Genomic DNA, 25,044 nt, shown 5'->3' with positions numbered 1-25,044 from the left:
CTACTTTCCTTGTGATTGAACAAATATCCTTATCGCTGCGCCCTGAATATCTCTCACAGTAGCCGTATAAATATATCCAGCCTCTAAACACTCTCTGATTCTTGGTCCCTTTTCAACTAGTCCTCCCACGACTGTTCCATCCGATTTACGAATTTGGACAACTTGTATGCCATCCATTATTGCCAATACCACCTCTAAAATTTCGCCAACGGATATACTTCCAATATTTTGTGGTTGTGGACTATGTATATGCGTCTCAAAACTAAACGTTGCACAATCGAAACTACGCCCTCCAGCACCACTCGGCCCTAATCCCCTTCCTGAACCCATTCCTGACATATTAACTCCTTAATATTAGTTGTTTGATGTTGTAAATAATTTTAAAAACCTCTCAGCCCACCTAGCCACATCTTCCTCACTCAGCCGGCCTTCGCTCTTAGACTTTTGATGCGACACACTTTTGTGATTGTCTTCTCCAACCAGCACATCAAAGTATTTCTTTGGCCAGCAGAATTGGTTACTAAGCAGCCCTTGTTCTATCTCCGATATAAAGTCTCGTAACTTGCCTTTTGGCGCTAATGCTTGAGCCGAAATGATTTTGGTGGCGATGGATGCTCTACCATCTGAAGTATCCACCTCTAACAGGAAATAGCCTTTGTTTTTATATTCAATTCGTACTACAGCCATACACCTCGCAGACCAACCATGCATCAAATGGCTTCTACTTCGGCCAACAGCAGGCAGCTTACGAATGACAGGATTATTTTGCTTAACGCCATGCTCTTTTTCTAATATCTCCAGCATTTTGAAGAAGCTATCGAACTTATTTAGATATAAGTGGGCGTTGTCGGTTTGGTCATCAAGACCATCAACTACAGCCCGAGGCGTATCACCACGTGAATTTGAATCATCGGTGCTTACCTCCGGTGGTAGGGTGCAGGGTTTGTCTTCGTCCTCTTTGCCCCCTAAGCTATTCCGAGCTTTGGCGTAAACTTTACGAGTGCGAGGAACTCTGTTGTATATGCGCTGTGTTGCATCACAGAATATCAATGCAGACTCGTTATCTTCGCTTCCATCGCTTTCTTCGTCGATTTCTCGCTGCGAAGGTAACTGTGGGTAGGTGCCGCCTTTTCCTTTACCCGAACTAGGTTTGATTTCGGTTGAATTTGGGTGCGAATAACCAATATCCGAAATGTCAGGGAAGAACAAACCATCTAACAATTCTATGCGATTGATAAACCATGTGCTTTCATCACGTGACTTCCAACCTCTCGCCGCCACTTTTACACCTTTGAGCTGAGGTGGATCGAACCGAAACGTCCAACGCTCTACGTTAGGTGTCCTAACTCGCTCTTGCGAAAAATACTGATAGATACTGTTAAACGAATTTTTAATGTCACTGTTTAACAATAACCAAGCAATTTGATGTCTAAACCCTTCATTATCAAACAGTACTTTTGGGCATAGTGTTGTTGGTAAGGCGTTGATCACGAGATCCAAAGGAAACTCTGTATCATCGTTGTTTGGTTCTTGGTCAACGTAAAACTCTAGGTCGAGCACACTGTTAATGAGTGCAGCGTTTGCTAGATAGTTGTTTGTAAAAAATAAGGCTCTGGCCAGCTCCAACTGTGGTAAATAAATGGTTTTGCCCGCACTTTCAAACACAAAGCATTTTTGCGATTGCTCTTCACTCAGCTTATACGTCACTAAAGCGCTGTCACCCACAGTAGCGGTTTGCCAAAATGCACGGTCGGGTAAAGCAAATTTAATAGAGAAGCCCGGAGGGATGGCATCAACTGTTTGGTTGAGTACAACTTGTCGGCTTAAATAGGGTAACTGGCTAAACTTAAGGGCTTTGCGCGTGGATTGCTTAAAGCGAACACCAATATCCCAAGTTTTGCGGTTATTGTATTTAAACAGGTTGCCTATCGCCTGTATTCTGGCGTTGTCTGGTAGCGTTTTAAATCTATCAACCTGGTTCATACTTTACTGCAAATCCTAGCAATTGCGACGCGAGTGGTCGGGTCCTTTTTTCGTTTAGTCCTGCCATACGTTCAATTCGCCAAGCTTTGAGTATTTGATGTTTTGCAATACAACGAATACATGCCACAGCGATACGACGGCATTGGTATTCCTCTATAGTTTCACAATATTTATTAAAAAACAATTTACATAAAGGTAACTTATGTGTTTTTTTGATCTGAGACAATGGAATGTTTGCGTGGGTTGCAAACCAAGTGATTGTATATCGCGCAGTATCTACTTGATTTTCAACTTTATTCATTAAATTAATTAGTTGCCTAACAAATTCCTTATCTCTTTTCGGCCAATCAACCCTACTTGGTTCTGCAACATTTGGTCGCATCGCGCTTTGATTAAATTGCATCAACCATTGTTTATCATGCCGATATAACCATGTGTAAAGGTGAGCAAAACCGTTTTGCCTTGCGCCTTTAACGTCAAACTTGGCCACAGCGCGTTGCCACTTTGTGCGACGAGTTTGGTCAACCATCACAGGCTCAGTGATCGAGGGCATTTCATCGTATGGGGTATGCGGTAATGCTGAAGCAGTAGTGAGTATGTTCGCCATATCTAACTGCTGCTCATAGCATGCTTGCCATACCAATAGGTGCTGAAGGTAGCTAAAGGATTTTCTGTGCTTTCTGAACAAACACTTCAACCAATTAGTGCCTTCTGACTTGTTTACATCGAGCCCAAAGCTAGCGAGGGTATGCCTACCCCAATACCCTAAAACCAATTGTGCGATCAGATCGTGTTCAACCTGCTTACCCCTAACAAATCCCAGCTGGTAAGCCAAGTGATGATAAAAATAACTCCATTGTAATGGATGTATATTTTGCTCAGATAAGTTCAGTAACTGCTGAGCATATTCTGCTAGCAGTGTGGTCTTGTGACTTGTAAAACTTGTAGTTGAATGCAACAGCGCATGAGGGCTCAGCGCTATAAATTGGTGCCTATGCGCCTCGCTAATTAACACAGGGCTGTTGATTAACTGCACGCCATGCTCCGCACACACAGATAGACCAGGAAGTTGCCAGCGCCGCGTCCAAAAAGGTTCTCCAAATCGCGCAACTTGCTCTGTTACACATAATGGGCAGTAACGCAGGTAGTGTGGGCTTTTAACTTTGGATGCCGCTTTGCCAAGCAGTACTTCTGCCGAATGTTTGCAATCAGTAAGTAGCTCATGTTTAGCTTGATCGGCAATGTTGGGAAGCACAAAGGGTGAGTACAACGGATAAAGCGTATGCCCCTGTAATAGCCTGTATGGTGTTAAATCAGCGTTACCTTGATAGTGAGCGGAGATCTGCGCTAAATGCCCTTGAAGCGCAACTGAGGCGATTATGTGCCGGTCTTGGAATACCTCGTCAAGCAATTGCTTGGGTGAAGTGATACCTGCATGCACGCCGTACCTTGCAATGACGCTATAAAGGAGCTCATCTGGGTAAGGTACGGGTAAGCAGGCCATGCTACACGCTTTGTTTAAGCCAAGCAGTCATATCAAAAATCTTTCCTTGCTGTTTGTAGTATTGGTAAAGCTCATCCGATTGCTTTTTATGTTGAGAATAACCAAAACGTAAATCGCCACTAGGTAGTGTATGCCAATCCTTGAGCTTGATGAGGGTGGTTTTTTCTTTGAGCTCCTCCACTTCATCTGGCGTTTGTTCATACCATTCAAGAACAAGTGGAATAAGCCCTCTTACCTGTAGATTTGGGTGATCTTTAATGGCTTTTTGCACTAGTGGTACCAATAACTCTGATTCACACCCCATGCCGAGCAAGAGGTTATAAAGCCTCATAGCTTCTGAGTCGCTCGCAAAAGGGAGTGTGTCTGACTTAGCAGCGGCAACTTCGGAGATCTGCTGGCTGAGCTCCAACAACCGCTTATCAATCTCTTTGTATTTTAAGTCTGAATACTTGGCAACGCTCTTAGCTTTACCAGACTTGAGCGCTTCAATCATGGGATGGATCGGCTGTAATTCAGACTCATATACCTTTCTAAATAATTTTGAAGATAGTCGTTCAACGCCAGTAATAATGGCGCGTAGTTGTGCAAGCACAAATAACTTAACCACAATATCTAATACACCTTGTGACAGCTCAAACCAAGTATTGCGGACTTCTTCTGTGAGCGGTTCATCGCGGTGAATAAGCCACTGATATTGCCAAAGCTTGTCAGTTAACAATCGCCACTCTGTGGGTTTTGGTTTACCCGTTGCAGTATCGATTCTATTTTTTTGCTGTGGCAGGGGTGCCCACACCATAGAGCCAATGCCAGTACTGCGCCTTGCTGATTGCAACTCAAGTTCGAATATGGGTCTCGCTTTGGGGGTACCAACTAAAATCACCGGCACACCAATTATATTCACCAAAGCCACAAAGAACTCGAGCATACGTTCTTGCCCTTCTTTTTTCTTTCGGGCCAACCTTTGAATTTCATCAATCACTAACACGCCTATAGCATATTGATTGGCGACTTGTCCCATAAATGCTAAAAGCACTTCGGGACTATGACGCTTATAGCAATACCTTTCTGTGAGTTTAGTATTTAGATGCTTATCAACCTCTTGAAAGAAATTTAAACATAGACTTTTTAGTGACCCATCTACTGGGCACTCGATACGCAAATAGGCGAGCTGGTACGTATTATATTTTTCGTGATAAATCGCTTGTGGGTAGGTGGCCAATATTCGTAGCACGCTGGAGCTTTTACCACATCCAGAGCAACCAATAAGTGACAAGCAACGTGCCGTAGAGGGCGCTTCGGCAAAACGAAAACTGCTAATGTCGCCCGTCATCAAACGTTCGTAGCCATTTTGTAGATGCTGTTGTAGCTGGCCAGTTGCAATGTTTCTAGCAACATAGCCCCCACGTATCATCAGCGCTATTTTTTCCTCTAGCGCCACATGCATCGAAAGCGGTTGAAAGAAGTCATCAAGCAAGCCACACAACTCGTGAGCACGCTGCCTTGCGTCTAAATAACCTGCTGCAGGGTTATATTTTACTTTGCCCTCCAGCTTAGTTTTCAGCTCTTCTATTTTGCTTACTCTTGGCAGTGCTTCAATAAACGGGTTGCCTTTGTAACGCTCAACCTCAGACTCCTGATACACCGCGCGGAAGATGTTAGAGGGTAAACTCATGTGTCGTCATCCTCCTTAAACAACTGATCTGAAAAGTCAGGAAAGTCCAAATCGTCATCTGGCTCAGAGAGATAATGTACTTGCGCTGATTTACTGGTGTCGATCTCCACTGGTTTATAAGCCCGTTCTTTACGCTCTTTGGCTTTTTCTTCTGCGCGGTTGTCGCGAATATTGCGAATACGCTCCGCATCTGACAAGCCAATATGTTTTGGCGCGGCCTTTTCAGCCTGATTAACCACTTCTATTACTTGTCGCTCCAAGGCATGCTTTTGCTCATCAGCGACTAGTTTTGCATCAGCATGAGTCTGTTTTAACTCATCATTTTGCTGCCACACATCCCAAAAACTCGCACCTGAAAACTGTCTTGAGCGTGTTGCTAACTGGCACACAAAATAGTCATTGCTGTTAGGGCCGTGATAAATGTAGATGTAGTCTGCCGTTGCTAAGTCATAGGCAACTTCCACACTTTTAGGGCGCTTCACTTCCTTACCTCGATGCATCCAGCCCAACTTTAAAAGCTCTGAGCTGGTGTAATACACGCCAAATATACAGGCACCCGAATCAGATATTGTTGCCCGAGTTCTTGGCATCAATGCCACGCGAAGATGCTCAGTTGCTGGCTTTTTCAACCGACCAGTACGATGCTGCAAGCCCCAATTCCATATCGCCAGTGGGTTATTTGGTAGGTCTGTTGGCATATCAGCGGCTTTATCGTAGTCTTCAATCACGTGATATTGATTGTGATAAAGTACTGAAGCTAAGATGATTCGAGTAAACTCTTGGATCGTAAGCTTAGCATCCAAGCGGTAGTCTCTATCGCCTTGTTTTTTAATTTTGGTACCAGTGACCACACCAGGTGCAAACGGTTTAAATGCTTGTTGAAAGGCGAGAAACGCTCGTTCGACAACCCCTTTAGCCTCGCTTCTATATGGTGGTGTATTTTCAACGCGAACACCAAAGCCCTTTTCAAGGCATTCAATTTGATGACCCATTAACTCGCCTCTGTCAGCCAACAATGCTGAAGGTAAGCCAATACACGGCCATTGCTGTGGGGTTACGTCAAAACCAAACTGACGGCAGTAGTCTGATTTATCCGTCGTGGCCATATGTATTGCCTGAATAGCCGCAGCATATGAAGGGTTTTCAAAACCAATATAAAATCCAGCCACCATGCGGCTAAATACATCAATAACCATGTAAATCACTGGACGACCCACGATATTGCTTCTTTGGGAATCAGACACTAAATAAATATCTGCGATTGTGGCGTCAATTTCATATCTCATACCTGGGCCCAAAACATCTGCGGCGGCGGTACCAGTTAGTGGTCGAATATCTTTCTTTCGCTTTATTTCACCCGCCTGCGCTTCAATTTTGTCTACTTGGCGATATTCACGTTTGTAGAAATGTTCCATTTGCCAATAGGTAGGTAACTCTTCTTCAGGTAGATCTGGAAAGTGCTGACTATAGATATCTTTTAAACGATTATGTGCATATCTAAAAGACTTGCCCTTGTCAGTTAATATGTGTCTCTCAATCGCTATGCGGAAAAGCTTCTCCGCAAAATCATCAATTAAAGCGCCAGTCCCGGGCATATATTTGCGAGGTCGCCCTAACTTTGTTGTAGTAGCTCGGCGCTTTTGGCCTTTGGCACCTGAGTTTTTATAATCGGGTAATAATGCGTTGGGGATCTGACCACGTTGCCAGTATCTACGGGCAAAACGATAAATAGACTGTTTGGTTTTGCTTGTCTCAGTCATTATTTGGTTAACCACTTTGCCACGCGCTTTCGGTTCGTAGCAGTTTTCAAGCTCTACCAATGGCTTGATTGCGGCATAGTTTTCATCACGTTTTAACTGAGCGGTAGAACCTGCTTCTGGAATAACAGTAGTAATATCGCTATATGGGTCGGCTGCACGTGTGAGCACTTCATCTTGAAAACCCTGTTCTAACTCAGTTATTTCAACAAGTTCAGGAAAGGCTTTGTCATCGTGCACTTTTATCCAAAGCACGTAATAATCAAATACCATTAAAATGCGATACAAGGTTTGTTCGTATTGCAATACTTCATTGATTTGAAACACGAAACACCTCCTGAATTTGCTCAACGTTACCAAGTTTAAGATGACCAACTGGTAGCTTTTGTACTGGCGTAAAAATATCAAAGGTAAAGTAACGGTCAGCCAGCAAAGCTCTTATCTCAAACAACGACTCTCCTAAGTCTAGCCCATAGGCGGTATCTATCTCTTTGCAGACGTTTATGAGGGTTTTGGTTGGGTGTTTTGCAAAGTAATCGGCATAGAATCTGGCTTGCTCAATGGCGGAGTCTGAGGCTTCTTCATGTTCACCTTGCAATGGGTAAATCCACTCAACATTCGCTTTAACAACTTTTGGGATCTCTTGCTCAGTGACTATTTGCCAAGGGATCTGCTTTTCATGCCAAAAGCGTTTCTCGAGTTCAAGTATCTCTATTTTGCGCTGCTCTTCCAAAGCGCTGACATATTTGGCTTGTAACGCAAAATAGGGGAGATCTCGTGAGGTTGTTTCAACGAGAAAGTCGCTTGATAGGTATTGGTCTACGCCCCCAACATTTGGGTGTTTGATGCCAGCAGATTCAGCTAGCTCTAATGTTATCTCGCGCTCTAGCGGAAACTGCTCTTTGACTTGCAGCACATCCTGCCGCCACTCAAGCAAGTAGAACATGGATAGTTCAAGATCGGATAATAAATGATGGGTTCGCTTAGACTTATAACCAAAGACTCGATGTACACGACCATCAGATGGCGCATCATAAACCGTTAACCACGGCTTGTAATCCTGATACTCGCCAGTACCGCGCCCCTCTTTAATCCACTTAAGATATTGCGCCTCAGTGTGGCCGATCTTCCTAGACATAATATACCGCTATAACTGATTTCATAACTTCGCTAGCCATAGCGGTATACTCCATTTAAATAAAAAGAATAGGCTACATTAAGCAGCCTTTTTGATTGGGATACGGAACATCCCCCCATTTTTCCGAGTAATCCTCTTTCCTTTAACAGTAATGTAAGGTCTATATATATACTCAACGTCTTCTGGTGATTTTTGTTTGGAATCGTTCTTATTCATAATTTTTTCCTAGAACCACTGCCCTTGACGAATCATATAAGTTAGATTTATAGTCAAGGACATTGGTTGTTTCTCTATAAAGTTTAGAACAGGGTGGCCGCCCTGAACTGCCAATTTGTATGGAGACCTATTTCGATAGGTCTTTCACTTCTTCTCTCTTCTGACCCCCTTAAATGGTTCTCCGTCCATTTTCACATCCATAATTCTCCCAGTATTTGTATCTCTTTTTGCCCACAATCCTGACGGAGTTTGAAATTGAGATCGTTCTTTTACTGCTCCAATTCGCTTGCCATCACCATACGGTGCATTTTTTGCCATTTTGGCCTCCAAAAATTCAAGTTATTTAGTTAGATCGCTATCGATCAAAATATATACTACAACTAGATCCATAAAAGATCAAACTTTGATCTTTGTTTTTTTAAAATAAATAAAATATCACATATCAAAATGATTCGTGATATTTTACTCAACTACTGCTACTATCATTAAAAAAACAAGAGTAAAAGTGCTATGGCGACAACTTATGATTACGCTAAATTGAATGAAGAATATGGTTCAAATGCGGAAAGGCTTGCCTTTGTTGACTTCAAATTACGCTTCACGGGGGTTATCCAAAGAACAGACTTATCTGAAGCATTTAATTTGGCTGAAGCCTCTTCTTCACGACTCCTGTCTCTATACCATGAACTCAAGCCAAACAATATGTACTATGACAGAAGTAAAAAAGTTAATGTCATTTGTGAGGAGTCATACGAGCCGATTATAGCTATGGATGCTGAAATTGCTTTGGGCATGCTTTCTCATGGGTTTAATAAAAACAGATTAATTGGCAAGCCCTTACTAAACTATGCCCGAGTCGGGAAAGTACCTGAACAATTAGATATCGATCAGGTATCAAAAATCACTAGAGCGATGTTTAACCAGCAAGCAATTAATTGCGAATATATCTCTGCGAATAGTTGCAACCATAGTAACAGAGAATTAGTGCCTTTAACTCTTATATCAGACGGTAAGAACTGGCTATTCAGAGCCTATGATAGGTCTAGTGATGGTTATAGTTTTAAGAACTTCAACTTTGCGCGAGCTTGTAATATTGACCTTGATGTTGTCGCTGAAAAAGACGCACAATCTTATGAACTATTAGCTCATGACGTAAAGTGGAACACGATGCTTCCACTCTTATTAGAACTGCACCCAAACTTAAATGATGATTTAAAAGCGTCTGTGAGACGTGACTATGGAATGGCAGACAATCAAGATGAAGTTATTCTGACTGAAAGAGGGGCATTAATCTGGTTGCTGTGCAGTCAGTGGCTCATCGACAAAACCGACAAAGAATCAAGTAAGAATAATAACCGGTATTACAATTTTCAACTCAAGAATAGACAAATGCTACTCGATTACCTATGAGAAGAAGTTAAAAAGCCGACACACGTCGGCTTTTTAAGCTTATCAAAGTATGAAACTTTATTACTTAGGATGATACTTTAATACTTGGGATGAAACTATATTCCTAAGTCACAAAAAAAGCGCTTGCGCGCCTTTTTCTTATTCCACCGTTACACTCTTTGCGAGATTTCTCGGTTGGTCAACATCGGTGCCTTTGATCACGGCTACATAGTATGAAAGTAGCTGTAGTGGGATGGTGTAAACCACTGGGGCGATGATGTTTTCTACGTGATTGACGTTCATTACTCGCATGGTGTCGTCTGAGGCAAAGTTTGAGTCTTTGTCCGCGAATACATAGATGATACCGCCGCGTGCACGCACTTCTTCAACGTTTGATTTGAGCTTTTCAAGCAGCTCGTTGTTTGGTGCAACGACGATGATAGGCATGTCTGCGTCGATAAGCGCGAGCGGCCCGTGTTTTAGCTCGCCTGCTGCATAGGCTTCGGCGTGGATGTAGGAGATCTCTTTAAGCTTAAGTGCGCCTTCCATTGCGATTGGGTATTGTGAGCCACGGCCTAGGAATAGCGAGTGATGTTTGTCGGCAAATTCTTCTGCAAGTAGCTCAATGCCGTCAGCCATGCTTAGGGTTTCTTCTAGCTTGGTTGGCAGGGTTTTGATGGCGTTGACGATTGCGCTTTGGTCACGGCCTTTTTCCTGCGCGATCGATGCCGTTAGCATCAATAAGCCAACTAATTGGGTCGTAAAGGCTTTGGTTGATGCCACGCCAATTTCAGCGCCAGCTTTGGTCATAAAGGCAAGATCTGATTCGCGTACTAGCGATGAGCCAGGTACGTTACAGATAGTCATTGATGCCATATAGCCTTGCTCTTTGGCCAAACGTAGTGCTGCGAGCGTGTCTGCGGTTTCACCTGATTGTGAAATGGTCACCAGCAGGCTGTTTTCGTGAACAAATGAGTCGCGGTAACGGAATTCTGAGGCGATTTCAACGTTACAGCTTACGCCTGCAAATTGCTCTAACCAGTAGCGTGCTACCATACCCGAGTGGTAAGACGTACCACACGCGATGATCTGTACGTGTTTTACATCTTTAAAAATTTCGTTCGCTTTGTCGCCAAATGCATCGATACTCACGCGATCGTTGTCTAAACGGCCTTCAAGTGTATTACGTACGGCCATTGGCTGTTCGTAGATTTCTTTTAGCATGTAGTGGCGGTATTCACCTTTGCCAGACGCATCTTGAGTGATGTTAGACTCAACCACTTCGCGCTCTACTGGATTACCATTGATGTCGAAGATTTCAACCGTTTCGCGGGTAATACGCGCTACATCGCCTTCTTCTAGGAAGATAAAGCTGCGTGTTACAGGTAATAATGCAAGCTGATCAGAAGCAATAAAGTTTTCACCTAGACCAAGACCAATTACCAGTGGGCTACCTGAGCGTGCCACAATGATTTCATCTTGGTTAGCTTTATCAAACAATACTGTACCGTATGCACCTTCAAGCTGTTTTACCGCTGCTTGCACGGCAGCGAGTAATGTAGTGTGTTGCTTTCTGAGTTGATGGATCAAGTGCACCATCACTTCGGTGTCGGTGTCAGATAAAAACTCGTAACCGTCTTCTTTTAATGCCGCGCGCAAACCTTCGTGGTTTTCAATAATGCCGTTGTGTACCAGCGCAATTTCGCTGTTAGAAATATGCGGGTGCGCGTTAGCTTCTGTTACACCGCCGTGCGTTGCCCAGCGCGTGTGCGCGATACCGGTAGTACCTTTTACTTCAGCATTTTCAAGCGCAGATTCTAGGTTTACCACTTTACCTACGGCTTTCACGCTGTTGAGTGCGCCGCCTTCGCAAAGTGCGACACCCGCAGAGTCATAACCACGGTATTCAAGGCGTTTTAGGCCTTCGATAAGAATTTTGTTTACTGGACGCTCAGCAACAGCGCCTACGATTCCACACATAATCTCTCCATTATTTGCACGTTGTGTGTAGTTCAGCACAGATAAGTTGTATACCACGCGCTTCGATCGCTTGGCGGAGGTCATCGGCCAAGTTGTTGTCGGTGATCAAAGTGGTGATCTGTGCCCAAGGTATTTCTAAATTTGGAATTTTACGGCCAATCTTGTCGGATTCGACCATCACAATCACTTCACGGGCTGACTTTGCCATCACACGGCTCAGCCCAATTAATTCGTTGAATGTGGTTGTGCCGCGCTCTACATCAATGCCATCGGCACCAATAAAAAGCTGATCAAAGTCATAGGATTGTAGTACTTGCTCTGCTACTTGCCCTTGAAAGGATTCTGAGTGCGGATCCCATGTCCCGCCGGTCATCAATAAGGTTGGCTCATTCTCCAGTGATAACAATCGATTAGCGATATTCATCGCATTGGTCATCACGACTAAGCCGCGCTTTTGTGCAAGCTCCGGAATTAGGGTTTCAGTGGTTCTGCCGCTATCGATAATGATGCGATTGTGATCTTTAATCAGCTCGGCGGCCGCTTTGGCAATGGCCGTTTTACGTACCGAGTCTTGCTCGTCTTTACCTGATGCGGTGATCTCTTTAGGAAGGGCTATCGCACCGCCATAGCGGCGTAGTAACAGGCCGCTTTTTTCTAGTGCCGTTAAATCCTTACGAATCGTAACTTCTGACGTTTCAAACTCAGCGGCGAGTGATTCTACGCTTACTTCACCGTATTCATTCACCCATGAAAGAATGGTATGTCTGCGCTGTTGAGTGTTTCGTTTAGTCATCAAATAAGTTTCGTTTCGAAATTTAAGGCGATTATAGTCGAAACTTCAAAACCTAAACAAGTTAAATTTTGCACTGAACAAATTTTAACTGGAAATATTACGAACATCAGGATACATTTCCGGATTGAGGTACTTAAAAGGATAATTAAATGAACAAAAACTTAATAACATCAATGCTTTGTTGTTCACTATTACTAGCAGGATGCGGCGGTTCAGGCGGTGACACTACACCAGTCAATCAAGATAGCGGCAAAAATGGAAATAATGGCAACACGGATTCAAATAACGGCAGCACAGATTCAAATAACAGCAACACAGACTCAAATAACGATAATACAGATTCTGGAACGGATACCACGACTAAGCCAGTCGCTAAAATTCAGGCAAGTGCCTTTGGGGAGACTGGCAACGTCATTCAGCTTAGCACTACGGGAAGTACGATCCCTGAAAATGCCGAAATAACATGGCAGTGGCAAGCCAAACCCCAAGGCAGTAACGCTCAGTTTTCTAACCCCAACGCTAAGCAAACGCACTTTACCGCTGACGTTGCAGGTATTTACATTCTAGGGCTAACAATCAAGTCAGGTAGTAACGAATCGACAACACAGTTTGAGATCCGTATAAAAGAAAAAACTACACCAAGTGTGAACACACCTCCTGTCGCCGATTTCACACTCACAAAACAGGCAATTGCCATCAACGAGCATCTACAGTTAGATGCGAGCAACAGCTCAGACTCAGACGGCGATAATCTCAGTTATAAATGGCAAGTTACTGCACCTGCTAATGTTGATGAATACACATTGGTAAGCCCTAACAATAACGTTGCCTCTTTCGCCTCTAAATTTGCGGGTGAATACACCATTACTTTAACCGTTTATGATGGTAAATCGTCACATAGCAAATCAGAAAAAGTCATCGTTATAGATAACCAGCCAGCTCTTAAAGCGGTTATTTCAGCGCCTTCAGAGGTTACATTAAGCTCAATGACTTTTGTTGAGCTGAAAAGCGATGGTAGTCAGTATCAAGGCGCTGTAACACCGCTTTGGAGTTTTGACAGCAAACCGAGCGGCAGCCAAGCCGCAATGGCAACACCAAATGGATTTCTCACCTCGCTTCAATTAGATAAGGCTGGGCAATATAAAATCCGCTTTAGCCTTAAAGACAGACAGGGTCGTTTAAGTGAGGCAACCCATACCTTAACGGCCAAATTAGGCGAAGCAAACAAACCGCTTGTATTCGTCGACGTGCCAGAGTCAACCAAAATCAATGAAGCCATCAAGCTTAGTGCCAAGCGAAGTAAAGATACAAGCGGAAGACCACTCTCCTTTAGTTGGACGTTTGAGCCATTTGAAGCCGGTTTGACCTATTCCGTTACGAATGAAGATACCGATACGGTGATTTTTACGCCTCACGGAGAGGGAAGTTACCGTTATTTTGTGGAGGTAAGTAACGGTGAGCTAAGCCAAACCGCCAGTGGCGTGATAAAGAGCCACCCTGAAAATTATGGACCCACAGCGTCTATGAGTCCACAAATGTCTACAGCTACGGAAGGGGAAACCAAAGTCTTTGTGGTATCCGCAGAAGATAAAGACGGCGATCCGCTCACTTATCACTGGTCACTTGAAACGAAGCCTGAGAATAGCACTGCAGTGGTCAACAATGCTGATAATCGCGCGTCTATTACCTTCGATGAAGCTGGTAACTATGTGCTGAAATGCATCGTGTCTGATGGCAAGGTTGAACTAGTCGTCGCGGCATTCATCAAAGTAAGTGCTGCTCAAAATAGCGCTCCAGTAATTACGGCGCTGGACTATCAAGGAGTACTGAAAACAGATGCAGCGCTTTGGATAACTCCAACGGTTATAGATAGCGACAGCAATGCAGGCAATTTGACCTATTTTTGGAAGGTGGTTGCTCCATCAGGCGAAGTGATTGACAGTACCACAGCTCATGACTCGAACCTACAATTCACTCCTATAGCATCAGGCGACTATCAGGTAAGTTTAAGTGTTGTAGATGAAAAGTCCGCTTCCGTTGCAACTAAAACGATAACACTTTCAGTAGAATAAGAGATCTCTACTCGTTGACTTTTAAGGCTTAAGCGCTCACTTGTGGGCGCTTAAGCCTTTTTGTTTAAACGGTTATGTCGGATGGAGTTAAGTGACGGATCTCCATATTGCTGATATGCGTTCCCGAAGAGTCCTCTGGGCCAATTTCATCATAGGCGGACTCAACTCTGAGGTAGGCTTGAGTTGCGCCGAGTTCCGCCAGCTTTGTCTCGGCCTCTCGCAGCGAGTTAAACGGCGTTAGTTTACCCTCGGCATGCATTAAGATATGCAAGTTCCCATCACTATCTTGACCACCCGCAAGATAGTGATTTGAATCCGCGTAGCTAAGCACGATGGCATGGAGTTCTTTATTAGCGATTTTTTCTTTGAGTGTGGCAGCAAGCATAATGCTCTCCTCGTTTAACCGATTAATAATTAAACGACCCTTGTGCGTGTTTGGTTCACCTTGATAGTCATGAATGTTTTGTCGCAAACCTATTGTCGTGATAAATCACGACCTACCACCCATCACGTAGGTCGAGGTGTACCTCGATAGATTTAATCGAAGGACTTATCTTTAAAACTTATCTCTCAATTGCAAGGCATGCACATGAGCTGGAATAACCTGAGAAAAGGCAGGATACCAATCCCGTACGCAGAATACTTCATTACGTTTAACTGCCATAAACGCACGCTCTATTTTACGGATTATCAGCTGGCACGATTGTTTTGCCAATCTATCTCACATAATGAAAAAAGTTTGAGTGCCGCTGGCAAACATGGGTGTTATACCAGTTGTATTAAGTAAATGATCTATCTTGAAGCGGGGAAATAGCTTTAGTAGCAAGGCAAAAATTTTGCTATTTAGTTGTTCTAAATGAGAAATTTTTAACGAAGCTAATATGCTATTTCACCCTTCAAATTGATTAGAGAATTAATTCAATTGGTATTAATGCCAGATCACTTTCATGGCTTACTGACGCTTGGAAATGCACAACTTGGTAAGGTTGTTGGAGAATTAAAAGGCAGAATAGCTTACCTGCTAAACACAGAATTTGGCAAAGCGCGTATTACTATCATCAGCTCAGATCCACAGAAGATAGGCATACCATTGCCCAGCATATTGCTGTAAACCCACTAAGAACCAAGCTAGTAAGCCGCATTGGTGATTACCTTTATTGGAACTCACACTTTCTGTGATTGGCTGGTTAAAGGGTCTCTTCCCAACTCAGTTAACACGCTTAGATACACCGACAAGTTACCTTCCGCCATCACCTCAATGGCAAATTCACTGCACATTTTAGCGCGACCTTTACGGCCCATTTGCTCTCGTAAAATCGGGTCCTGCAATAAGCGATTAAGATCTTGAGTAAACTGAGCTTGATTACCAATCGGAGCAAGTAGTCCGGTTTCATTGTGCGCAACCGCTTCAGGAATGCCGCCAGCAGCAAAGCCCACGACAGGCACGCCAGATGCGCTACTTTGTAATAACGCTACGCCTAGCCCTTCCATCGATGCTGGATGTGCAACAATATCAACCGCCGGTAAAATACGCGCTACGTCTTGTCGAAATCCCACCAGCTGGACAATTTTTTGCAGCCCCAGCTCATCTATACGCGCTTGATACTGTTGCAGCTTTGGCCCTCGGCCAAACAGTAATACACGTAAATTAGGATGCTCAGCAATGAGTTGTTTGGCTGCACGCATGATCACATCCTGCCCTTTGCGCTCTATCAGTTGCGCAAAATTAGCCACAACCAAGGCATTTTGTGGCAGCTCAAACTCATCAAGCAACCATTGCCGCTCCGCGCTACTTGGTGCAAAGCGCTGGGTATCGACTGCACTGTGGACTAACTTTACTTGCTCAGAGGCAACACCTTGTGAGAGTAATACTTGGCGGATCCCCTCTGAGATAGCGATAACTTTATCGTAGGCTGGGTATTTTAATTTTGACCACCAGCGTGGCTCGGTGTTGTCGACTCGTCTCGATAAAATAACAGGAACATTAAGCGACTTCGCGGCAAGTAATCCCCAAGTATCAACCCCTCGGCGGCTGTGAATATGAACACAATCAGGCCGATGATGGGCAATAGCCTTTCGTAAACGCAAACATTGCATGACATCGAGATCGCCTGTCATTTTCACAGGATCCACAACAACTTGCTTATCAACGGCTGCAATCATTTCACTATTAGGCGGGCAAACCAGTACGTTCTCAATGCCCTTTTGCTGTAACGCTTGGGTTAAATACACCACTTGCTGTGCGCCGCCATATAAGTGACGACCCGCTTCAATATGCAGAACTTTCATAGCACTTCTCCTAGTGCGCTCGACACTCTTTGTGGCGTGAGCCCCACCATACAATCAAAACGAGCCTCACAGGTTGGCCGGCGTTTGCATGGTGAGCAAGCAAGCTTATCGCTCAACACGCGACCATTTGGATTAAAGGTGTTTTCATACGGTAAGGTTGAACCAAACAATGCAATAACCGGGGTATGATGCGCCATCGCCATGTGAGTTAGCCCTGTATCAACGCCAATCACACCTTTTGCCCCCCGAATGATCTCGCTGCACTCAAGTAATGTCGTTTTCCCAGTTAGATTAATGATCCCCGGCATCTGTTTTTCTAAGCGCTCGCTATGAGCGATATCACTTGGTCCACCCAATATAATAATATGCGCACAAATAGACTGATTTACTTGTTTATACAACTCACGCCAATGCCCATCTACCCAGTGTTTCTGTGCTCTCGTTGTAAACGGGCAAAACACCACATAAGGTTGGCCTTGAGTATGCTCCAATAGCAGTGCCTCTGTATGTTGTTGTGTCTCATTCGAGGCAATGAGCGAGTATTGAAACGCCGCTTCTGGCGCACCAAAAAATTTCGCTGCAGCTCTGTATTCCGAGCTGATATCAGCAGACCAAGGCGAGGTCACTACCTTATTCATAAGCCACTGACTGCCCTCGCGACTATTGATCCCAACCTTATATTGAGCGCCGCTAAGCCAAGCTAGCACGCCACTTTTAAGGAGTCCTTGAGCGTCGAGCACTAAGTCAAATTGTCGACTAGCTAACTGCTTTTTAAAGCTATTAACTTGCTTAAGTAGCGCTATGATCCCCAGTGCTTTTCGCACTTTTTGCCACTCATTGCGAGGCCACAGGATCACCTCATCTAGCAATGGATTTTGTTGTAGCAAGGTCGCGCCAGCAGGCTCTGCTAACCAGCTCAGTTTTGCTTCTGGATAACGTGCCTTTAGTGCAGAAATAAGGCCTGACGCCATCACGATATCACCAATGGCACTGAGCCGGACAATAAGGATATTGTTGTATTGCATTGTTATCTGATCACCATTGGATGTAATCGGGTACTATGAACTGGCCGTTGCGCCTGCTTTAACTGATATAAAACTTGCAATGTGGTTGTGTGTAGTGCGCCATTATGCTTTGCGATTGCAGCTTGCCCAGCCTGTATTTGTTGTGTTGTTGCAGCACTATTTTGCCAAAAGCCGATGACTTCTCTGGCTATTTGCTGTGGCTCGTTACCCTCAACAAGTGCACTAGCTTGACTCAGCGGCGCACATATATCTTCACAATTTCGTCGACTACTTCCCATTACGACGGCAGCCCCTTGGACAATGGCTTCGGCAGGGTTGTGACCACCGAGCTTAACTAACGAGCCACCGATAAAGGCAACATGGGCATCACGATAAAACGCAAATAGTTTGCCCATCGTATCGAGCAGATACACTTGCGTATTTGCCGTTAGTGTTGGCGCGTGCGAGTAACGCTGACAGCTCAGCCCGCTTGCTTGCAGCAGCTGCCATACCTCATCAAATCTTTCAGGATGACGCGGTGCGATAATTAGCTGAGCTGCTGGATTTTGCTGTAACAACTGTTTGTGCGCTGCGACCACCGCTATTTCTTCAGTGTCATGCGTGCTCCCCGCAATCCATGTCAACAGAGAGGGTTTTTGCGTTGGGTCGGCGTGTTTAACTTCTGGCCAATCGTACTTGATATTACCGCACATCATCAGTTTTTCTGGTGGTACACCCAACTCGCGAAAAGCTTGATAACTTAGCTCACTTTGCGGCAGGATTTTATGCACCTTGGAAACCATAAAGGTAAAAAGACCTAACATTTTAGCATAACGATTTTTTGATCTGTCGGTCATGCGGGCATTTACCAGCATCACTCGACTGCCTTGGTTACGCGACTGGCGAATAAGGTTCGGCCACCACTCCATCTCAACCGACATGGTCAATACCGGATTAAAATGCGTCAAGAACGCACCAACTGTCAATTGAAAGTCCAGTGGCAAATAAGTGTGAATGACTTGCTCCCCCCAGTTGCGCTCAATATAGTTGGAACCCGCAACCGTGGTACAAGTAAAAACAATGGGTAAATGAGGATGCTGTTTACGCAGCTCAGGAATAAGTTTAGCAATGGCGGCGCATTCGCCAACGGAGACGCCATGTAAATGAATACAAGCGGGTAAACGTTTACAATCGTAGACACCTAAGCGCTGTAAAAAGTGCCTTTTATAACCCGGTTTACGTAGCCATTTTTTTAATAAGATCAGCGCAATCAAAGGTAAACACAACAACAGGATACTGTTATAAACACCAATCCAAAGTGAATTAGCTGATCTTCTACGAAGACGAGAGGTTGTCTTAACCTTAGCCATAGCTACACCTTGTTATTCAAGCCTGAATTAACCCCAGTGTAACTATGGTTTTTGACACTAAATTGACAGCGAGTTATACCAACTTGCTTTATTAAGTGGTCTATTTTAAAAATTGCTATCAGCTACTCGTAGCGCAGCGCTGATGAGGGGCGCCGGCTTGCAACCTTGTAGGTAACGAGCACAACGGTAAGCCAAGTAAGCAAGATCACAAGTAGGCCTGCGACTCCATAAATCCATATAGATTGATTTATCCGCTCATTAAAGCGATTAAGCCACTCACCAACTAGCCAATACGTCAGCGGGACTGCAAGTACCATACTCAATGCAGATAACCACAAATACTCTTTAGCAACCAAGCTAATTAACCCAATACGTGAAGCGCCTAACACTTTGCGAATAGCTAATTCCTTTTCTTTACGCAAGGTAGTAAATGACGCTAACCCAAATGTTCCGAGTAAGGTCAGCAATATAGCTAAAGGACTAAAGATAGATAGCATGGTAAGCGTATAGAGTTCATTCTTGTGGGCCGCCAAGAACTCATCATTGAGAGACTGAACTTCTATATCACGACGATTGAGATGTGCAGCAAGAACTTGTTCAATTTCAGTGATCACGTTATCTGGATTAATGCCTTCAGCGATCTTTAATACCACATTTGCAGTTTCACCATCAACATGACCAAGCATCAATGAAGTAGGTTGTACTGCATTATTCACAGAGCCAATTCTGATATCCTCAACTACGCCCACAACCTTGGCTGTCAACTTTCGCCTTGGTACGGTAACAGTGACGCCGATTACCTCATCAAGCTTCTCATATCCCGCTAAATGAGCCATTTTCTTGGTTATCAGGATCGCGACATGCGCCTCTCCATTTTGCTGTTCACGATACCAATCTCCAGCGTAATCGCGACTAAAGCCTCGCCCAGTAATCAACTTTAACCCGAGTACATCAATCACGTCATAACCCGTATTGATTACTGCTAACATGCCGTCATAGGTTTCGCCATTTGGCCAAGTGTAATGCATCCCACCGTTAATGGCGGTTGCATAATTGGTATCGCTCAATGTCCAACCAGCCACACCTGAGATCTGGCCTAACTCATCAAGCAATGCGTTTCCTTGTTGCTGATAGATCAGCTCTGAGGGCAATTCTCGAATGATAATTCGCTGTGCTTTTTCGTAACCTACATCCAACTGTTTTACCAGCATCATTTGTTGATAGAGCATGCTGATAGCTGCTATCAGCCCTACGCCAATCGCACCTTGTAAGCATAAGGTTATTTTGCGGATCCTTGCTGATGAACGCCCTCGACTAAAATCGCCACTTAACACTTTTTTCGCGCCAAATGACGAGATAAATAAAGCTGGATATAGCCCAGAAAATAAACCAACCACTGTCAATGTAATTACAAGACCGAGCATAAATAGAGAGTTGTATACCAATGTCAGGGGCTGCGCGATTAACTGATTAAAGTGCGGCAATGCCAACTCAACGATTACAACCCCTAAAAACCCTGAAAACAGCACAATCAGTAACGATTCTGACAGGAATTGTGTGACGAGTTGCGACTTACTGGCACCTAGCGCTTTACGTATGCCGACTTCTTTAGCACGCTTTGCAGCACTGGCAATATTGAAGTTAATAAAATTAGCGCTGGCTATGATCACAAGTAAAGTACTCAGCACAACGCTCACTTGCAGTGCCAAATAAGACCCGCCTTGCTTCATCTCTACGGTGCCATTGGTGTGAAAATGCAACTGGGTCAATGGAATAAACTGAAACTGGATGTCTTTGAAGTTCGGGTTTTTAGCTCTTTTTTGCATCTCGCGCGTCATCTCTTGCGCTAACGCGTTGAAGTCAGCTTCTGGCTGCAACTTTAAATACACATGACTACTAAAAGGACCGCGCTGCAATTTGGGTAAGTACATCAGCACATCAAAATCAAAGTGTGTATTTGCTTCTAAATCCGCAAAAACAGCAGCCACTTCATAGCTTCCCCCATCGTATTCAAGTTGCCTGCCGATAACATCTGTGTCGCCAAACAAGCGCTTTGATTCTGTCTGACTAAGGGCGATAAGATTGGGCTGAGAAAGGGCCTGAGTTAAGTCTCCATGTAATACTAAGATATTCACAAACTCAGCCAAATTTGGCGTCGCAACATACGCCTTTTTGAGCTTAAAGCGCTGATCTTTAACCTTCACGATATCCGCCATTGGTTCGCCACTATATTGTAACGATTCAATCCGACTAATAATCAACAGTTCCTTTATTTGACTGTGCTTTTGCATCAGCAGCGGCATTCTAGGGTCAATCGCACCGCGCACGCCCACACCCACAGAACGCAAATCTAAATGTACTCGATAAACATGATTTGCATCAGGCTGATGTTTATCAACAATCAACTGACTTTGAGCAAATAAAGCCACGATAATTGCAGCAGCAATTCCAATGCTGAAACCGATGACATTGAGCAGTGTGTGTAGCTTTTGTTTTTTACTTACCCGAATTGCCGTACTCAAATATGAAGTGAGCATAGAAGATCCTTTTTAGTTATTTTTTTATAAAGATATCCAGTACAAAGTCACTTGATTTTTCCACTCGCGATTGTGACTCACTTTTAAAAATGACTGCTTGTAGCAGTATATTCACACCATTCAAAAGCAGAAATGGTCGTGCCGATATTGGCGATGAAAACACCAAAGAATAAATGATGAAAGCGGCCTAAATTAGGCCGCAATTTCTTGAGTGATTACCAATTTAATTTACTCATATCGCAAGATCAGCGACGGACGCGTACTCGCGGCTTTAAAGGCAAGGGTCGCCACAGTCAACCAAGTGATACCGGCAACCACCAAGGCTGCTGCGCCATAAACCCACATTGCTTGCTCAATGCGGTCATTAAAGTTTGCAAGCCAATCACCAACGAGCCAATAAGTTACCGGATAAGCAATGGCGATACTGACTCCCACCAAAATCAGGAACTCTTTTGCTAAGATATTCACAATGCTTAGCCGTGATGCCCCCAAGACTTTGCGTACAGCTACTTCTTTTTGACGGCGAACCGTTGCAAAGGATGCCAATCCAAAAGTGCCTAAACAGGTTAAGAATACAGCTAGCGCGGTGAAGATAAGTACTACCTTAGAGATACGCTCATCACCACTAAGTACCGCCCTATAACTGTCTGAAAGTAGGTTGATCTCTGGTTCATACACGTTTGCGGTTTTTGCCAACACACTAATCAAGTCTTGTCGAATCTGTGCTAAATACTGCGGGTTAATCGTTAAGATTACTTCAGATGTTGGATTAAAATAAGTAAACCCCAATAAAAACATAATATTAGAACTCGCTTCTTGTGCATTCCCCACTTTGACGTCAGCGACGACGCCAACCACTCGCATCTCTACGTTGCGGCCAGTATCTTTGATAGTTTTGCCAATAATATCTGCAACATTACTGTAGCCAGCTTGCTTGGCGACCGACTCGGTAATAATGGTGCCTATTGTGGTTACGCCGTTAACTCGATTTGACCAATCACCGGCAAACTCTCGGCTAAAGTCTCGACCTGCAAGTAGCGTTAACCCCAACCCTTTGACTACCTCGTAGCTTGTGCCAATAACTGGCGTTAAGGATTGCGACTGTTCACCATTTGGCCACGTTGGTACTAGGGTGTTATTAATCGAGCGAGTCAGCTGCGTATCTATCACACTGATATGTTCAACGCCCTCAATAGCCGCGAACTGTTTAACTAATGACGTTGGCGCTTTTGTAAAAGCCGCTTTAACGGGCACTTCTGAGACCACCAAACGCTGTGTGGTTTCGTAACCAAGCGGTAAATTTTGCAAATGTGCCAACTGGTACTGTAGCGTTATCGAAGCAATAATTAACCCAACCGCAAGTGCTGCTTGTACAGTTAAAAGACTTTTGCGCACCCAAATCGCGGTACTCCCACGCTGTAAATCTCCGCTTAGTACGCGTTTAGCACTAAAAGATGAGATAAAAAATGCAGGATAGAGACCCGCCAACAAACCCACGATGACGGCAACCGCGACTACTACGACACTAAACATAGATGCATAATCAATACTTAATTCACGGCCAACTAGATTGTTGAAACTTGGCAATAGTAGCTCGACCAAAACACAGGCTATTGTCATTGCAAGCAATGACACGAGTACAGACTCAGATAAAAACTGTGCAACTAATTGCGACTTGCTGGCACCAAGTGCCTTGCGTACACCCACTTCTTTTGCACGTTTGGTCGACTGTGCAACCGTCATATTAATAAAGTTAAAGCCAGCGATAAGGATCAGCAGCACGCTTAAACCAACACAGATCATCACCACTTGTTTCGCACCACCCACTTTCATTTCAAACGGCGACTTTGCAGTAAAGTGAAGCTCCGTTAAGGGGTGTAATTGCAGCGATAAGCGACCCTTAAAATCACCGAAATAATATTTCTCAGTCAGTATGCTTTCCAAAGCAATAACATCTGTTTGCGGCGCCAATCTTAAATAAACATAGCTAGAAGTTATATCCGTATTGACTGGATCATGCTCTACAGACACTAGGTTTTTAAAGCCAAAATGCGTGTTTTCAGGTAAATCTGTAAATACTGCACCTACCGTATATTGGCCGTTTTTATGCTGTAGAGTCTCGCCAACCACGTTTGTGCGACCAAAAATACGCTGAGCTTCTGAACTACTCAATGCAATGCTATTCGGTACACTCATGGCGCGACTTAGGCTACCAGCCACCGTTTCCATATCGATAAAATTCTCGATATTTGCAGTTGCGCCATAAAGGTCATTCAGTTTAAAACCTTGATTTTTTACTGTCACATCTACTTCAGCTTCGCGAGTAAACTCCACCATCGTCAGCGCAAAAACCTCTTCAACTTGGCTATATTCAAGTGCTCGAGTGCCATTGATGTAATTAAAAATAGGAACGACCCCAAGCCCTAATTGCGAATAGTCTTGTGCAATTCGATACACACGCTCAGCATGAGGTTGCTGGCTATCGTAAGATAGTTCATTTTTTGCAAACAGTGCGACCAAAATTGCCGCGGCTAAGCCCACACTAAGCCCAAGTACATTTAAAATAAAATGCTGTTTTTGCTGCTTAAAAGCACGCAATGCTGTTATTAGATAATTCACTATCATCGTTATGCCACCTCTGATTTTTGTGGTTGCACCACCGTGTTGGCTTTGTCTAACATCACTTGGCCATCGAGAAGGCGTACAAGTCTATCCGCGTATGACCCCTCTTTTTCTGAGTGCGTTACCATGATCACGGTTGTGCCTTCGCGGTTTAGCTCGCGTAACATCGCCATGACTTCTTCACCGTTTTTGGAGTCCAAGTTACCCGTTGGCTCATCCGCCAAGATCAGTTTAGGGTTAATAACCAACGCTCTTGCAACCGCCACACGCTGCTGCTGACCACCAGAAAGTTGCTGTGGTAGGTGATCGGCACGGTGGTCGATGGCAACGCGTTTTAAAATCTGCTCTACACGCTGCTTACGTTCACTTTTTGAGATATTTTGGTATTGCAGCGGTAGCTCGACATTTTCAAACACAGTCAGCTCATCAATCAGGTTAAAGCTTTGAAATACAAAACCAATAGACGCTTTACGTAGCTGTGAGAGCTGCTTTTCGCTATAGCCCGCAATGTCCGTGCCCGCAAACTCAAACTGCCCAGATGACGGTGAATCCAACATCCCTAGGATGGACAATAAAGTAGACTTACCACACCCAGACGGGCCCATGATGGCGACAAACTCACCTTCATTAACAGTTAGGTTAATATCGTTTAGCGCAGTCGTTTCAACGTCTTGAGTACAAAATATACGGTTTAGGTTAGTTAGTTTTATCATTGTTA

Annotated in this window: 20 protein-coding genes; 3 read left to right on the top strand and 17 right to left on the bottom strand. The window is 44.2% G+C overall.

The window, feature by feature from the left end; genetic code table 11:
• The 8 genes from L1271_RS19080 to L1271_RS19045 form a co-directional block, all read right to left on the bottom strand.
• Positions 1 to 339 (bottom strand): hypothetical protein, encoded by a 339-nt coding sequence (locus L1271_RS19080; RefSeq protein WP_235368552.1) that lies wholly within the window; start codon positions 337 to 339, stop codon positions 1 to 3.
• A 15-nt stretch (positions 340 to 354) separates the two neighbouring features.
• Positions 355 to 1,983: a Tn7-like element transposition protein TnsE gene (locus L1271_RS19075; protein WP_235368551.1), complete on the bottom strand. Its 1,629-nt coding sequence runs from the start codon at positions 1,981 to 1,983 to the stop codon at positions 355 to 357.
• Positions 1,970 to 3,487 (bottom strand): TnsD family Tn7-like transposition protein, encoded by a 1,518-nt coding sequence (locus L1271_RS19070; RefSeq protein WP_235368550.1) that lies wholly within the window; start codon positions 3,485 to 3,487, stop codon positions 1,970 to 1,972. Before L1271_RS19070 ends, L1271_RS19075 begins: the two co-directional genes overlap by 14 nt.
• 1 nt (position 3,488) lies before the next feature.
• Positions 3,489 to 5,159 carry an AAA family ATPase gene (locus L1271_RS19065; protein WP_235368549.1) on the bottom strand — a complete coding sequence of 557 codons (1,671 nt, stop codon included), beginning with the start codon at positions 5,157 to 5,159 and terminating at the stop codon, positions 3,489 to 3,491.
• Positions 5,156 to 7,243 carry a Mu transposase C-terminal domain-containing protein gene (locus tag L1271_RS19060; RefSeq protein WP_235368548.1) on the bottom strand — a complete coding sequence of 696 codons (2,088 nt, stop codon included), beginning with the start codon at positions 7,241 to 7,243 and terminating at the stop codon, positions 5,156 to 5,158. The genes L1271_RS19065 and L1271_RS19060 overlap by 4 nt, the downstream gene beginning before the upstream one ends.
• Positions 7,227 to 8,054 carry a TnsA endonuclease C-terminal domain-containing protein gene (locus L1271_RS19055; protein ID WP_235368547.1) on the bottom strand — a complete coding sequence of 276 codons (828 nt, stop codon included), beginning with the start codon at positions 8,052 to 8,054 and terminating at the stop codon, positions 7,227 to 7,229. The genes L1271_RS19060 and L1271_RS19055 overlap by 17 nt, the downstream gene beginning before the upstream one ends.
• 78 nt (positions 8,055 to 8,132) lie before the next feature.
• A complete protein-coding gene (locus L1271_RS19050; protein WP_235368546.1) occupies positions 8,133 to 8,270 on the bottom strand; it encodes a hypothetical protein in 138 nt (45 codons plus the stop codon).
• Positions 8,271 to 8,414: 144 nt separating this feature from the next.
• Positions 8,415 to 8,588 (bottom strand): hypothetical protein, encoded by a 174-nt coding sequence (locus L1271_RS19045; RefSeq protein WP_235368545.1) that lies wholly within the window; start codon positions 8,586 to 8,588, stop codon positions 8,415 to 8,417.
• A 192-nt stretch (positions 8,589 to 8,780) separates the two neighbouring features.
• Here L1271_RS19045 and L1271_RS19040 point away from each other — a divergent pair, with 192 nt between their 5' ends.
• Positions 8,781 to 9,680, top strand: coding sequence for a WYL domain-containing protein (locus L1271_RS19040; protein WP_235368544.1), 900 nt, complete (start codon positions 8,781 to 8,783; stop codon positions 9,678 to 9,680).
• 138 nt (positions 9,681 to 9,818) lie between these two features.
• Here the strand turns inward: L1271_RS19040 and glmS are convergent, their stop codons facing one another.
• Both glmS and L1271_RS19030 read right to left on the bottom strand, forming a co-directional pair.
• Positions 9,819 to 11,639, bottom strand: coding sequence for a glutamine--fructose-6-phosphate transaminase (isomerizing) (gene glmS / locus L1271_RS19035; RefSeq protein WP_235368543.1), 1,821 nt, complete (start codon positions 11,637 to 11,639; stop codon positions 9,819 to 9,821).
• A 10-nt stretch (positions 11,640 to 11,649) separates the two neighbouring features.
• The gene (locus tag L1271_RS19030) at positions 11,650 to 12,432 is read right to left on the bottom strand and encodes a DeoR/GlpR family DNA-binding transcription regulator (protein WP_010377680.1); all 783 of its coding nucleotides are present in this window, start codon (positions 12,430 to 12,432) and stop codon (positions 11,650 to 11,652) included.
• A gap of 149 nt (positions 12,433 to 12,581) precedes the next feature.
• Between L1271_RS19030 and L1271_RS19025 the strand changes: the two genes are divergently transcribed.
• Positions 12,582 to 14,504, top strand: a complete 1,923-nt coding sequence (locus L1271_RS19025; RefSeq protein WP_235368542.1) for a PKD domain-containing protein — start codon at positions 12,582 to 12,584, stop codon at positions 14,502 to 14,504.
• A 64-nt stretch (positions 14,505 to 14,568) separates the two neighbouring features.
• On the opposite strand, the gene L1271_RS19020 is transcribed toward L1271_RS19025, so the two are convergent.
• Complete coding sequence (locus L1271_RS19020; RefSeq protein WP_102057782.1) at positions 14,569 to 14,889, bottom strand: DUF6482 family protein; 321 nt, start codon at positions 14,887 to 14,889, stop codon at positions 14,569 to 14,571.
• Positions 14,890 to 15,435: 546 nt separating this feature from the next.
• Between L1271_RS19020 and L1271_RS19015 the strand changes: the two genes are divergently transcribed.
• Positions 15,436 to 15,615 carry a transposase gene (locus tag L1271_RS19015; protein ID WP_235368541.1) on the top strand — a complete coding sequence of 60 codons (180 nt, stop codon included), beginning with the start codon at positions 15,436 to 15,438 and terminating at the stop codon, positions 15,613 to 15,615.
• A 53-nt stretch (positions 15,616 to 15,668) separates the two neighbouring features.
• On the opposite strand, the gene L1271_RS19010 is transcribed toward L1271_RS19015, so the two are convergent.
• From L1271_RS19010 to L1271_RS18985, 6 genes are all read right to left on the bottom strand, one after another.
• The gene (locus tag L1271_RS19010; protein ID WP_102057783.1) at positions 15,669 to 16,793 is read right to left on the bottom strand and encodes a glycosyltransferase; all 1,125 of its coding nucleotides are present in this window, start codon (positions 16,791 to 16,793) and stop codon (positions 15,669 to 15,671) included.
• Positions 16,790 to 17,818, bottom strand: a complete 1,029-nt coding sequence (locus tag L1271_RS19005) for a glycosyltransferase family 9 protein (protein ID WP_235368540.1) — start codon at positions 17,816 to 17,818, stop codon at positions 16,790 to 16,792. The genes L1271_RS19010 and L1271_RS19005 overlap by 4 nt, the downstream gene beginning before the upstream one ends.
• A gap of 2 nt (positions 17,819 to 17,820) precedes the next feature.
• Positions 17,821 to 19,167 (bottom strand): 3-deoxy-D-manno-octulosonic acid transferase, encoded by a 1,347-nt coding sequence (locus L1271_RS19000; RefSeq protein ID WP_235368539.1) that lies wholly within the window; start codon positions 19,165 to 19,167, stop codon positions 17,821 to 17,823.
• Positions 19,168 to 19,289: 122 nt separating this feature from the next.
• Positions 19,290 to 21,704, bottom strand: a complete 2,415-nt coding sequence (locus tag L1271_RS18995) for an FtsX-like permease family protein (RefSeq protein WP_235368538.1) — start codon at positions 21,702 to 21,704, stop codon at positions 19,290 to 19,292.
• A gap of 228 nt (positions 21,705 to 21,932) precedes the next feature.
• Positions 21,933 to 24,329, bottom strand: coding sequence for an ABC transporter permease (locus L1271_RS18990; protein ID WP_102057787.1), 2,397 nt, complete (start codon positions 24,327 to 24,329; stop codon positions 21,933 to 21,935).
• A gap of 2 nt (positions 24,330 to 24,331) precedes the next feature.
• Positions 24,332 to 25,039: an ABC transporter ATP-binding protein gene (locus tag L1271_RS18985; protein WP_235368537.1), complete on the bottom strand. Its 708-nt coding sequence runs from the start codon at positions 25,037 to 25,039 to the stop codon at positions 24,332 to 24,334.
• Positions 25,040 to 25,044 lie beyond the last annotated feature (5 nt).

Origin of the sequence: Pseudoalteromonas sp. OF5H-5 (assembly GCF_021530695.1) — a bacterium.
GTDB lineage: Bacteria > Pseudomonadota > Gammaproteobacteria > Enterobacterales > Alteromonadaceae > Pseudoalteromonas.
The sequence above is the reverse complement of the archived record's forward strand: the minus strand, read 5'-3'. Positions and strand labels throughout refer to the sequence as shown.

Coding starts and splice junctions, on each gene's coding strand:
- L1271_RS19080 (WP_235368552.1), bottom strand. CDS start 339: ATGTCAGGAATGGGTTCAGGAAGGGGATTAGGGCCGAGTGGTGCTGGA.
- L1271_RS19075 (WP_235368551.1), bottom strand. CDS start 1,983: ATGAACCAGGTTGATAGATTTAAAACGCTACCAGACAACGCCAGAATA.
- L1271_RS19070 (WP_235368550.1), bottom strand. CDS start 3,487: ATGGCCTGCTTACCCGTACCTTACCCAGATGAGCTCCTTTATAGCGTC.
- L1271_RS19065 (WP_235368549.1), bottom strand. CDS start 5,159: ATGAGTTTACCCTCTAACATCTTCCGCGCGGTGTATCAGGAGTCTGAG.
- L1271_RS19055 (WP_235368547.1), bottom strand. CDS start 8,054: ATGTCTAGGAAGATCGGCCACACTGAGGCGCAATATCTTAAGTGGATT.
- L1271_RS19050 (WP_235368546.1), bottom strand. CDS start 8,270: ATGAATAAGAACGATTCCAAACAAAAATCACCAGAAGACGTTGAGTAT.
- L1271_RS19045 (WP_235368545.1), bottom strand. CDS start 8,588: ATGGCAAAAAATGCACCGTATGGTGATGGCAAGCGAATTGGAGCAGTA.
- L1271_RS19040 (WP_235368544.1), top strand. CDS start 8,781: ATGGCGACAACTTATGATTACGCTAAATTGAATGAAGAATATGGTTCA.
- glmS (WP_235368543.1), bottom strand. CDS start 11,639: ATGTGTGGAATCGTAGGCGCTGTTGCTGAGCGTCCAGTAAACAAAATT.
- L1271_RS19030 (WP_010377680.1), bottom strand. CDS start 12,432: ATGACTAAACGAAACACTCAACAGCGCAGACATACCATTCTTTCATGG.
- L1271_RS19025 (WP_235368542.1), top strand. CDS start 12,582: ATGAACAAAAACTTAATAACATCAATGCTTTGTTGTTCACTATTACTA.
- L1271_RS19020 (WP_102057782.1), bottom strand. CDS start 14,889: ATGCTTGCTGCCACACTCAAAGAAAAAATCGCTAATAAAGAACTCCAT.
- L1271_RS19015 (WP_235368541.1), top strand. CDS start 15,436: ATGCCAGATCACTTTCATGGCTTACTGACGCTTGGAAATGCACAACTT.
- L1271_RS19010 (WP_102057783.1), bottom strand. CDS start 16,793: ATGAAAGTTCTGCATATTGAAGCGGGTCGTCACTTATATGGCGGCGCA.
- L1271_RS19005 (WP_235368540.1), bottom strand. CDS start 17,818: ATGCAATACAACAATATCCTTATTGTCCGGCTCAGTGCCATTGGTGAT.
- L1271_RS19000 (WP_235368539.1), bottom strand. CDS start 19,167: ATGGCTAAGGTTAAGACAACCTCTCGTCTTCGTAGAAGATCAGCTAAT.
- L1271_RS18995 (WP_235368538.1), bottom strand. CDS start 21,704: ATGCTCACTTCATATTTGAGTACGGCAATTCGGGTAAGTAAAAAACAA.
- L1271_RS18990 (WP_102057787.1), bottom strand. CDS start 24,329: ATGATAGTGAATTATCTAATAACAGCATTGCGTGCTTTTAAGCAGCAA.
- L1271_RS18985 (WP_235368537.1), bottom strand. CDS start 25,039: ATGATAAAACTAACTAACCTAAACCGTATATTTTGTACTCAAGACGTT.